Source organism: Pantoea sp. CTOTU49201 (assembly GCF_032054795.1).
GTDB classification, from domain to species: Bacteria; Pseudomonadota; Gammaproteobacteria; order Enterobacterales; family Enterobacteriaceae; genus Pantoea; species Pantoea symbiotica.
Genome location: NZ_DAMBSA010000003.1, coordinates 1 through 10,993 on the forward strand (window position 1 = coordinate 1; position 10,993 = coordinate 10,993).

Consider the following 10,993-nt stretch of genomic DNA (forward strand, 5'->3'; position numbering starts at 1 on the left):
AGGCGCGGTGGTTATCTGGACGGTCCTGAAAAACCAGCCGGTTTCTGAACTCGATGATCAGCCCGCAGTGCAGTCCGCTGCGGTACGCACCTAAACTCACCGGGCTGGCATCGGCCAGCCCATTTCCTCTGTGCGGCTGAAGTGGTATAACAACTCAACTTTCTCCCACAGCGGACCGCGCAATGGACCTGACCGAATCACGACGCCTCTATCAACAGCTCGCCAGCGAACTCAAACGCCGCATTGAAGCCGCCGATTACCGGGTTGGCGACAAGCTGCCTGCTGAACGTCTGATTGCGGAAGAGATGCAGGTGAGCCGTACCGTGGTGCGTGAAGCGATCATCATGCTGGAAGTGGAAGGTTACGTGGAGGTGCGGAAAGGTTCCGGCATTCACGTCATCAGCAGCCAGCAGCAGAACCGCGTGGTGACGTCCAGCCAGCTGGAGTTCGCCAATTTCGGTCCCTTCGAGTTACTGCAAGCGCGCCAGCTGATTGAAAGCAACGTGGCTGAATTTGCCGCCACGCAGGTAACGCGTCAGGACATCGTGGCATTGATGGCGATTCAGGAGAAAGCGCGTCAGGAAGATCATTCGCGCGATTCTGCGTGGGATATGGAGTTTCACGTGCGCATCGCACAATCGACGCAGAACAGCGTTTTAGCGGCGATTGTCGAGAAGATGTGGCTGCATCGTCTGCACAATCCTTACTGGCTGAAGCTGCACGAACACATTGATGCCAAAAATATCACCAGTTGGTGCGACGATCACGACCAGATCCTCAAAGCTCTAATCCGTAAAGATCCCGCCGCCAGTAAGCTGGCAATGTGGCAACATCTGGAAAATACTAAGCAGATGCTGTTTAACGCCACCACCGACGATTTTGAATTTAACGTCGACCGCTACATGTTTGCTGAAAATCCGGTCATCCTGCCAGAAGGTAGCGAAAACCCACGCTGAACCTGCTTATTTTTCAGCCGTTTTGTTGCCGAAAAAGTCAGTTAGTCTGCAATAGTGTCAGCTCATGTAAAGCTCCTTTGGACCACCTGCGTCTAAAGGTAAAACTCCTGTGCGGCAGGCACTTTCCCCTGTCTGGATAACGTTATTTTTGTTACAGTTATCGCCCTTTTATTACCCTGTGCGACAGGGCTTTTATAAAGTCGCTGATTTAACAATCAATTCTGGAAGGATCCGGAAACTCCTGCTCAGGCTGCTTATCTAAAATGTATAACCAACGCCAGTCTGCGCCTAAGCCCCTCACGGGCACGTTTAACAATGATGTTCAGGAATGATTGATGGATATTTTGCAAGCATTGCTGCATGCCTTATGGCAGCAGGATTACGAAATGCTCTCCGACCCGACGCTGGTTTGGGCCATTTATGGCGTGCTGTTCATGATTCTGTTTCTGGAGAATGGACTGCTGCCTGCCGCGTTTTTGCCCGGCGATAGTTTACTGATTCTGGTTGGTGTGCTGATTGCTAAAGGCACCATGGGTTTCCCGCTGACACTGCTGATTCTGACCACCGGTGCCAGCCTTGGCTGCTGGGTGAGCTACATTCAGGGCCGCTGGCTCGGTAATACGCCTACCGTGCAAAAATGGTTATCGCACCTGCCTGCGCAATATCATCAACGCGCCCATCGGCTGTTCCATCGCCATGGCTTGTCTGCACTGCTGGTGGGTCGCTTTATTGCCTTCGTCCGCACCTTGCTCCCTACCATCGCCGGGCTTTCTGGCCTGAGTAATGCGCGCTTTCAGTTCTTCAACTGGGTCAGCGGCTTCCTGTGGGTGCTGATTCTTACCGTGCTGGGCTTCGCGTTGGGCAAAACTCCGATTTTCCGTCGTTACGAAGATGAATTGATGTTGTGCCTGATGCTGCTGCCGCTGGTGCTGCTGGTGATTGGCCTGGTCGGTTCTTTAGTGGTGATTTGGCGCAAACGTCAGTCGACGCGTAACGGGAATTCACAGTCATGATCAAACTCCGTGGATTCCCAAGGCGTTTCTTGCCTTGGGCGCTGGGTGGCGCGTTGGCGCTGCTGGCGATCTGTTTCGTTCCGACCCTGATGCAGCATGAAACCGTGGTGCAGATTCGTGTCGCCAACAGCGGCACCAATCTGCCCGATGGTTTTTATCTCTATCAGCAACTTTCCGCGCAGGGCGTGCGTATCAAAAGTATTACGCCTTCAGGCGATGCGCTGGTGATTCATTTTGAGAATGAAGAACAGAGCCTCGCGGCGCAGAAAGTGTTGAAGCGCCTGTTGCCACAAGGCTTTGTCGTTGCCGCTGGCCCGCAGGCTTCGCAGCAATATCCCGACGCTAATCGCCCCACTTACAGCTAAATTTCACCGCCTGACGCTAAGCCAGGCGGTGAGCTAATCCTCGCTATCCCCGCGTCTTCTTTGAATTTTTTCGTCTGCTGTCTATCCTTAGAGGTAGCGTAAGCCTAAGACATGCTGGGAAGCCTCTCTTGTCTGCTCTCAGGCAGGTCATCAACAATGGAAGATCACAACCTGATGAAACATCAATTACTGCTAGGTGCTATTCTTTTTTCACTCTCGGGTTCGCTGCTGGCGGCTGAATCGCTCTGCCAACAAAAAGAGCAGGATATTCAGCGCGAGATCGATATGGCGAAACAGCACGACAACCAGCGCCGCGTTACCGGGCTGGAGCGCGCGTTGACCGAAGTCCGCGCAGGCTGCACCGATGAGAAGCTGAAGTCCGCACACAGCGAACGTATCGCTGAGCAGAAGCATAAAATCGCCGCACGCGAGCGTGAGCTGAAAGAAGAGCGTCAGGACGGCGACAAGGACAAAATTGAGAAGCGCGAACGTAAGCTGGAAGAGGCGCAGCACGAACTGAAAAGGCTTGAAGCTGAACCTTATTAATCGGACTTAACTAAATGCTGTAAAAGGAGATTTCCATGGCTAAAGAAACAACATCAGAACATCTGCGCGCTGAATTGAAAAATCTGGCTGATACTCTGGAAGAAGTGCTGAGCAGCTCAGCAGATAAATCCAAAGGTGAGCTGGATAAACTGCGTCATAAAGCGCGCGGCGCTATTGAAAGCTCCCGTGAACGTCTCGGCGATTCCGGCGAACGTATTGCACAAACTACACGTGAAGCGGCAGAAAAAGCGGACGAATATGTGCGTGACAATCCGTGGCACGGCGTAGGTATCGGTGCAGCGGTTGGTATTCTCATCGGCATTTTAATCTCACGGCGTTAATGATGAGTGATAGTCAGCAAAGCCACGGCCCCGGCAAAGGGGTCTTTAACATCGGTCAACGCATAGTTACCACGCTGGTCAGCATGGTCGAGACGCGTGTCCGACTGGCGATTGTGGAACTGGAAGAGGAAAAGGCAAACCTGATTCAGATGCTGATGATGGTTGGCCTTACCATGCTGTTTACCGCTTTCGGTCTTATGAGCCTGATGGTGCTGATCATCTGGGCGGTGGATGCACAATATCGTCTGATGGCGATTGCGATTACCACTGCGGTACTGTTTGCGCTGGCGCTGATCTTCGGTTTGTGGACGTTATACAAATCGCGTCAGTCAACGTTACTGCACCACACGCGTAAAGAGCTGGATACCGATCGCAAACTGCTGGAGGAGCATCGCTCATGAGCCGCCGCGAACGTGAAGCACGCATTCACGAATTGCTCAATCAGGTGCAGCAGCAGCGGCTTGATCTCAGCGCCGACAGCCGCGACTGGCTGATCAGCACCGCGCAATACGATCGCGGCTGGTTAACCATCATCGGCATGCGTCGTTATCTGGCGATTGGCAGCAGCGCATTGGCGATTTGGTCGATTCGCAGCCCCAATCGTCTGCTGCGCTGGGCCAAGCGTGGTTTCGGCGTTTGGAGCACCTGGCGCATGATCAAATCAACCTTAAATACCCGCTAATTCCTCTCTCTAAAACCGGATCTAGTCGATTCGGTTTCGCCCTCCTCAAATTTACTGAATAACATTGACAGTTTATCTCGCTTACAACTCTTTCAACCTGCGATTATCATCTCCCTCCATCAGCCCACTGAACTGAAACAACCGGTTCAAGGGGATTCAAAACCCGCAGGCCAACAACCTGCAACAAAAACCTTGTTGGAGTAGATGATGAAAAAATTCGAAGACTCAGGCCTGCTGGTAGCACGCGTATTAATGACCATTCTGTTTATCACTGCAGGCTGGGGCAAAATCACCGGTTACGCCGGTACCGCACAATACATGCAGGCGATGGGCGTCCCGGGCTTCCTGCTGCCGCTGGTTATTCTGCTGGAATTCGGCGGCGGTCTGGCGATTCTGTTCGGTTTCCTGACGCGCTTTACCGCCCTGTTCACCGCTGGCTTTACCCTGCTGACCGCGTTCCTGTTCCACAGCAACTTCGCGGAAGGTGTTAACCAGCTGATGTTCATGAAAAACCTCTCCATCGCCGGTGGTTTCCTGGTGTTGGGTCTGGTTGGTCCAGGCGCTTACAGCATCGACCGTCTGATTCGTCAGCGCGTTCAGCCAGCGACCGCACGCTAAGCAGCATAAGCGTTAGAGAACACATATACTGAATAACAGGGGCGGGGATTTTCCTCGCCCCTTTTTATTATGGAGGGCTTATGGGACAGCTGATTGACGGTGTCTGGCACGACACCTGGTACGATACGAAGTCAACCGGTGGCCGCTTCAAACGCACAGAAGCCGTCTGGCGCAACTGGGTTACCGCCGATGGCAGCGCCGGTCCAACCGGCAAAGCGGGCTTCGCCGCTGAGCGTGGTCGCTATCATCTTTACGTCTCGCTTGCCTGCCCGTGGGCGCATCGCACACTGTTGATGCTTAAGCTCAAGGGATTAGAAGAGATGATTTCGGTTTCGGTGGTGCATCCGCTGATGCTGGAGAACGGCTGGACCTTTGACGCCAGTTTCCCTGACGCCACCGGCGACGCGCTGTATCAAAAAGAGTTTCTCTATCAGATCTATCTGCACGCCGATGCTCACTATTCCGGCCGCGTGACCGTGCCGGTGCTGTGGGATAAAACCCAGCAAACCATCGTTAGCAATGAATCCGCCGACATCATGCGCATGCTTAACAATGCGTTCGATGCGCAAGGCGCCCGCGCGGGTGACTATTATCCGGCGGCGCTGCGCGACAAGATTGATGATGTGAACAGCTGGGTTTACGACACGGTCAACAATGGCGTGTATAAAAGCGGTTTCGCCACTTCGCAGGCGGCTTACGATGAATCGGTGACAGCGCTGTTCCATTCGTTAGCGCGTCTTGAACAGATTCTCGGTCAACACCGTTATCTCACTGGCGACCAACTGACCGAAGCCGATTTGCGCCTATGGACCACGCTGGTGCGCTTCGATCCGGTCTACGTCACCCACTTTAAGTGCGATCGTCACCGCATCAGCGATTACCGCAATCTGAGTGGCTTCCTGCGCGACATCTATCAAATGCCAGGCATCGCCGACACGGTCAATTTGCCGCACATCCGTCATCACTACTATTGCAGCCACAAAACCATCAACCCAAGCGGCGTTATCTCGCTGGGCCCAGCCTTTGACTGGGATGAGCCACACGGCCGGGGTTGATGCTCTAACCCTCTCCCAAGTGGAGAGGGAACCTTAGGCGAACTTAATCAGCACCATACCGAGCAACAACAATCCCACGCCCAGCCAGCCAACCCGACTAAGACGCTGACCAAACAGAATCCAGCCTGCCGCCACGGTGGCAACCAATCCCAGCCCACCCCACAATGCGTAGGCTACCGTCAAGTCAATGCCTTTCACCGCCTGCGCCAACGCGCTGAACGCTGCCAGCACCGCCACCAGCGATAACACGCCAAACAGCGGACGGCGGAAACCGTTGGAGTATTTCAGGAAGATATTGGCGACAATCTCCAGGCCAATGGCCAGCGCCAACCACGCAATATGTAGCCAGTTAAACGTTGCCATGGCGCAGCTCCTTGCGACTCAACGTACCTGATTTGATCAGGACAATACCGAGAATCAGCGTCAGCAGGCCGGCAACTTTGACGGCGGATAAGGCTTCATCGAACAGCAGCACGCTAAACAGCGTAATAAATAGAATGCCAATGCCTTCCCACATGGCATACGCCACGCCAAGGGCAATCCGCTTAATGGCGAAGGATAAACAAATATATGAAAGTGCGATCATTACCAGCATAAAAATATAACCGGTGTTGCCACCGTTTACGCTGGCCCATTTCATTGAGACGGTGCCAATAATTTCCGCGGCTATCGCCAGCGCTAATAAAATCCAATACAGCATGATTTCTCTCCTGAACGAGAAATAAACGCCACCCACGCGAAAATAGGCGTGTTAGCAAAGTTAAATTAAAAAGTCAGAATAGGAGAGAACGGAACTAAAGCGCGAAGCGCCAGTGCTGATCGCAGATTGAGCAGTTTGATTCAGAGAGAGAGGAGGAGAGTGGAGCCTTATTTGACGCAAACATTTTGTCCATAAAATTACAACTTATCCACGTTGTTGCTTCTCGTCAGTGTGGATTAAATTTGTCCTCAGTAGTTAAACACGCGCTTATTCTGGCATAGCGGCAATAATGTTTTCAGGGATTTTCATTTCTTTACGTGGGAGAGTTTAATTAATTATGTGCGGGTTGATGCCCTCATCCTAGCCCCAGAAAACACAAAACCCGCCGAAGCGGGTTTTGTGTTTAAAAAAGTCGAAACTGACCGATAAGCCGGGTTCTGTCGTGGACAGTCATTCATCTAGGCCAGCAATCGCTCACTGGCTCAAGCAGCCTACCCGGGTTCAGTACGGGCCGTACCTTGTGAACCCCTATTTGGCCTTGCTCCGGGTGGAGTTTACCGTGCCACGAACTGTTGCCAGCCGCGCGGTGCGCTCTTACCGCACCCTTTCACCCTTACCTGATCCCATTACTGGGCCATCGGCGGTTTGCTCTCTGTTGCACTGGTCGTAGGCTTGCGCCCCCCAGGCGTTACCTGGCACCCTGCCCTATGGAGCCCGGACTTTCCTCCCCTTTGCCCGTCTCCCCCCGAAAGAGGACGACGACAAAGCGGCGACTGTCTAGTCAGCTTCGGCGCGGGATAATAGGCGATCTGCCAGCGTTTGTCACGCCTCTTGCTGCTCCAGCGCGTACTTATAAAGCGCGTTCTTCTTCACACCATGAATTTCCGCCGTCAGCGCAGCGGCTTTCTTCAATGGCAGCTCTTTTTGCAGCAATGCCAAAGTACGCAGCGCTTCAGCCGGCAATGCTTCTTCATCAGCTTTATGGCCTTCAACAATCAGCACCATTTCGCCTTTGCGACGGTTTTCATCTTCCAGTACCCACGCCAGCAGTTCGCCGACCGGCGCGCCTTGAATCGATTCCCATGTTTTGGTGATCTCACGCGCCAACACCACGTAGCGCTCGGCGCCCCAAACGCTGACCATATCTTGCAGGCTATCGATCAGGCGATGGGTCGATTCATAGAAAATCAGCGTACGCGGCTCTTCACCCAGCGCGCGCAGTACATCGCAACGTCCTTTGCTTTTGGCCGGTAGAAACCCTTCGTAACAGAAACGATCGGACGGTAACCCCGCCGCGCTTAATGCTGTAATCGCCGCGCAAGCGCCTGGCAACGGCACCACGCGCACGCCAGCTTCCCGGCAGCGACGCACCAAATGGTAGCCGGGATCGTTGATTAACGGCGTACCGGCATCTGAGACCAGCGCGATACTCTGGCCCTCTTGCAGCTTGGCTAACAGCACCTCAGCTTTCTGCTGTTCGTTGTGGTCGTGAAGTGCGAAGAGTCGCGCATTGATGGCGAAATGTTGTAGCAACAGCCCGGTATGACGTGTATCTTCCGCTGCGACTAGATCGACGCTTGAGAGCACCGTCAACGCTCGTTGAGTGATATCACCCAGGTTACCGATCGGGGTAGGAACGATATAGAGCGTGCTGGCAGAAATCTCTGCCCGATCGAGTTGTTTCATTGTTTCATCCGAATTGCCGATTTAATATTGAGCATCTTGAAAAAAACATCACTGGATACAGTATGCTTCCTTCAAAAGTCGTACGTCATAAAGCAGGACGCTTAGTACCTGTTCTTCTCGCTGGGCTGATTTTAGCCGCCTGTAGTGGTCAGGGACCGCAACAAACCTCTAACGTCAATATTCAGGGTCCTGCGACTGGCCGGTCTGACTATTATCTGCAACAGGTGCAGCAAAGCAGCGATGATAGCAAGACCGACTGGCAATTACTTGCCATCCGTGCCCTGTTGAAGGAAGGAAAGTATCCGCAGGCAGCGAATCAGCTCAATCAGCTGCCGCAGCAGTTAAGCGATGTGCAACAGCAAGAACTGCTGCTGCTGCGCGCGCAGATGCAGATTGGCCAGCAGAATTACAGCGGTGCACAACAGCAACTTGGCCAGGTGAAAGTCGGTGACCTGTCGCAGGATCAGCAGGTGCGCTACTACGCGCTGCAAATCGCAGCGGCACAGAATCGCCCTTCACTCCCGCTGCTGCGTGCCTATATTGCCCAGGAGCCGCTGCTGAAAGGTGCCGATCACCAGAGCAATATCGATGCAACCTGGCAAGCGCTGACGCAGATGACGCAGGATCAGATCAACAGTCTGGTGATCAATGCTGACGAAAATACGCTGCAAGGCTGGCTCGATCTGCTGAATACCTGGCGCGCAAACAGCCAGGATCCACAAATGCTGAAAGCGGCGATTCAGGACTGGCAGACGCGTTATCCGCAGAACCCAGGCGCGAAGACGCTGCCAACCCAGCTCAGCCAGGTGCAGAACTTCACCAAAGCGTCGACAAATACCATCGCGCTGCTGCTGCCGCTTAACGGCCAGGCGCAGGTGTTTGCTAACGCGATTCAGAAAGGCTTCAACGATGCGCGCAATGGCGTGCTCAACGCACCGGCACCGCAAGCCGCTCCAGTGCCTACTGCAGCCGATGCCAGCGCACAGCCGCCAGCCGACGCCAATAGCGTTGTCAGCCCCGCCGTTGCCGGCAACACTCCGCCGCAAACCGAGCAGCCACAGCCAGCCGCACAACCGGCTGTCGCCCAGGGCAACAGCAATGCGCAGGTGAAAGTGTATGACACCAGCAGTCAGCCGATTGCGCAGGTGATGCAGCAGGCTCAGCAAGACGGCGCCACACTGGTGGTCGGCCCGCTGCTAAAAAATGACGTTGAAACCGTCGCCAATAGCAACACTCCGCTAAACGTGTTGGCACTGAACGAACCCGAACAGATCCAGAACCATCCGAATATTTGTTACTTTGCGCTTTCTCCTGAAGACGAAGCGCGCGATGCCGCGCACCATATCTACGAGCAAGGCAAACGCCAGCCGTTGTTGCTGGTGCCGCGCAGCAGTTATGGCGACCGTATCAGCAAAGCGTTTGCGCAAGAGTGGCAAACGCTGGGTGGCTCAACCGTACTGCAGCAGCGTTTTGGCGGCGTCGGCGAACTGAAGCAAGGCATAAACAGCGGTGCGGGTATCGCGTTAAGCGGCACGCCGCTGAACGTTGAGCCTGCGCAGTCGCAGAGCGTGGCGATTGCTGGCCTGACGATTCCTGCGCCGCAAACCAGCGCACCGGCACCAGCCGCCGATGCCAGCAGCGCTAGCGTGGATGCGGTGTACATCGTCGCCAGCCAGGATGAGCTGCAGCTGATCAAGCCGATGATTGCGATGCGTACCAGCAGCCGCAACAATACCGCGCTGTACGCCAGTTCACGTAGTGCGCAGGCGGGCGCAGGCCCGGACTTCCGTCTGGAGATGGATGGCCTGCAGTTCAGCGATATCCCGCTGTTGTCCGGCAGCAATCCGGGCCTGATGCAGCAGGCGGCGAAGTCGTTTAACAACGATTATTCGCTGGTTCGCCTCTACGCGATGGGCATTGATGCCTGGACGCTGGCGAATCACTTTAACCAGATGCGTCAGGTGCCAGGTTTTGCCATTGATGGCAACACCGGCAAGCTGAACGCCGACACGGATTGCGTGATCAACAGGAAGTTGGCATGGAACCAGTATCGTCAGGGACAGATCGTTCCGGTGCAGTAAACCGCCAGCGCATTGGCGCTGAGCAGGAACAACTGGCGCGCCGCTATCTGGAGCGCGCCGGGCTGCAGTGGTTCGCCAGCAATGTACGCTGTCGCAGCGGGGAAATTGACCTGATTATGCGCGACGCCGATTGCTGGGTATTTGTTGAAGTGCGCTATCGACGCGATGCGCGCTACGGCGGTGCCGCCGCCAGCGTAACGCGCCAGAAACAACAAAAGCTGCTGCGTGCCGCCGCACTCTGGTTGCTGGCGCGTGGCGGCAGTTTTGATACGGTGAATTGCCGTTTTGACATCATTGCCATTACCGGGCGTGAGCTGGAGTGGCTGCCCGATGCCTTTAATGCCGATGGATAGAACCAGGTGGTCTTGTGCAGGACAGAATTAAAGCGTGTTTTACCGAGAGTATTCAGACCCAAATCGCCGCAGCCGAAGCGCTGCCCGATGCGATTTCCCGCGCCGCGATGACGCTGGTGCAATCGCTGCTGAACGGTAACAAAATCCTTAGCTGCGGTAATGGTGCGTCGTCGGCGAATGCCCAGCATTTTGCCGCCAGCATGATTAACCGTTTCGAGACGGAGCGCCCTAGCCTGCCTGCGCTGGCGCTGAGCGCAGATAATGTGATGCTGACGGCGATTGGTAACGATCGTCTGCACGATGAAATTTACGCCAAGCAGGTTCGAGCGCTTGGTCAGGCTGGTGATGTGCTGCTGGCCATTTCCACCCGTGGCAACACCCGCGATATCGTCAAAGCGGTTGAAGCTGCGGTTACCCGCGATATGACCATCGTTGCGTTAACCGGCCACGACGGCGGTGAGCTGGCGGGCCTGTTGGGTCCGCATGATGTGGAAATTCGCATTCCATCACATCGCAGTGCACGCATTCAGGAAATGCATATGCTGACGCTGAACTGCCTGTGCGATTTGATTGATAACACTTTATTCCCACACCAGG

General features: G+C 54.6%; 15 protein-coding genes and 1 other RNA gene. 12 read left to right on the plus strand and 4 right to left on the minus strand.

Annotation, left to right across the window (positions count from 1 at the left end):
* Nucleotides 1-182 precede the first annotated feature (182 nt).
* From exuR to RTY00_RS00435, 9 genes are all read left to right on the plus strand, one after another.
* Entirely contained in the window at nt 183-956 is a 774-nt protein-coding gene (exuR, locus tag RTY00_RS00395; protein WP_312663071.1) for a transcriptional regulator ExuR, read from the plus strand.
* Between the two features lie 335 nt (nt 957-1,291).
* On the plus strand, nt 1,292-1,969 hold the full coding sequence (locus RTY00_RS00400; protein ID WP_008103505.1) for a DedA family protein: 678 nt from the start codon (nt 1,292-1,294) through the stop codon (nt 1,967-1,969).
* Nucleotides 1,966-2,334, plus strand: a complete 369-nt coding sequence (gene mzrA / locus RTY00_RS00405; protein ID WP_008103507.1) for an EnvZ/OmpR regulon moderator MzrA — start codon at nt 1,966-1,968, stop codon at nt 2,332-2,334. The genes RTY00_RS00400 and mzrA overlap by 4 nt, the downstream gene beginning before the upstream one ends.
* A gap of 174 nt (nt 2,335-2,508) precedes the next feature.
* Nucleotides 2,509-2,880, plus strand: a complete 372-nt coding sequence (locus RTY00_RS00410) for a DUF1090 domain-containing protein (RefSeq protein ID WP_312663072.1) — start codon at nt 2,509-2,511, stop codon at nt 2,878-2,880.
* Nucleotides 2,881-2,915: 35 nt separating this feature from the next.
* The gene (locus RTY00_RS00415; RefSeq protein WP_007890363.1) at nt 2,916-3,221 is read left to right on the plus strand and encodes a YqjD family protein; all 306 of its coding nucleotides are present in this window, start codon (nt 2,916-2,918) and stop codon (nt 3,219-3,221) included.
* A gap of 2 nt (nt 3,222-3,223) precedes the next feature.
* Complete coding sequence (locus tag RTY00_RS00420) at nt 3,224-3,622, plus strand: phage holin family protein (protein ID WP_312663073.1); 399 nt, start codon at nt 3,224-3,226, stop codon at nt 3,620-3,622.
* Entirely contained in the window at nt 3,619-3,903 is a 285-nt protein-coding gene (locus RTY00_RS00425) for a YqjK-like family protein (protein WP_256697554.1), read from the plus strand. Before RTY00_RS00420 ends, RTY00_RS00425 begins: the two co-directional genes overlap by 4 nt.
* A gap of 207 nt (nt 3,904-4,110) precedes the next feature.
* Nucleotides 4,111-4,521: a DoxX family protein gene (locus RTY00_RS00430; RefSeq protein WP_008103518.1), complete on the plus strand. Its 411-nt coding sequence runs from the start codon at nt 4,111-4,113 to the stop codon at nt 4,519-4,521.
* An 80-nt stretch (nt 4,522-4,601) separates the two neighbouring features.
* Complete coding sequence (locus tag RTY00_RS00435; RefSeq protein ID WP_312663074.1) at nt 4,602-5,576, plus strand: glutathione S-transferase family protein; 975 nt, start codon at nt 4,602-4,604, stop codon at nt 5,574-5,576.
* Nucleotides 5,577-5,609: 33 nt separating this feature from the next.
* On the opposite strand, the gene mdtI is transcribed toward RTY00_RS00435, so the two are convergent.
* From mdtI to rsmI, 4 genes are all read right to left on the minus strand, one after another.
* A complete protein-coding gene (gene mdtI, locus RTY00_RS00440; protein ID WP_061720161.1) occupies nt 5,610-5,939 on the minus strand; it encodes a multidrug/spermidine efflux SMR transporter subunit MdtI in 330 nt (109 codons plus the stop codon).
* Entirely contained in the window at nt 5,926-6,276 is a 351-nt protein-coding gene (gene mdtJ / locus RTY00_RS00445) for a multidrug/spermidine efflux SMR transporter subunit MdtJ (RefSeq protein ID WP_312663075.1), read from the minus strand. Before mdtJ ends, mdtI begins: the two co-directional genes overlap by 14 nt.
* A 410-nt stretch (nt 6,277-6,686) precedes the next feature.
* Nucleotides 6,687-7,065, minus strand: an RNA gene (rnpB, locus tag RTY00_RS00450) — RNase P RNA component class A.
* A 33-nt stretch (nt 7,066-7,098) separates the two neighbouring features.
* A complete protein-coding gene (gene rsmI, locus RTY00_RS00455; RefSeq protein WP_008103529.1) occupies nt 7,099-7,962 on the minus strand; it encodes a 16S rRNA (cytidine(1402)-2'-O)-methyltransferase in 864 nt (287 codons plus the stop codon).
* Between the two features lie 62 nt (nt 7,963-8,024).
* Here rsmI and RTY00_RS00460 point away from each other — a divergent pair, with 62 nt between their 5' ends.
* The 3 genes from RTY00_RS00460 to diaA all read left to right on the plus strand — a co-directional run.
* Nucleotides 8,025-10,043, plus strand: a complete 2,019-nt coding sequence (locus RTY00_RS00460; RefSeq protein WP_312663076.1) for a penicillin-binding protein activator — start codon at nt 8,025-8,027, stop codon at nt 10,041-10,043.
* Nucleotides 10,001-10,396, plus strand: a complete 396-nt coding sequence (locus RTY00_RS00465; protein ID WP_008103534.1) for a YraN family protein — start codon at nt 10,001-10,003, stop codon at nt 10,394-10,396. Before RTY00_RS00460 ends, RTY00_RS00465 begins: the two co-directional genes overlap by 43 nt.
* 14 nt (nt 10,397-10,410) lie before the next feature.
* Nucleotides 10,411-10,993 (plus strand): DnaA initiator-associating protein DiaA (diaA, locus tag RTY00_RS00470; RefSeq protein WP_312663077.1); only part of this gene is annotated, 583 nt, incomplete at its 3' end.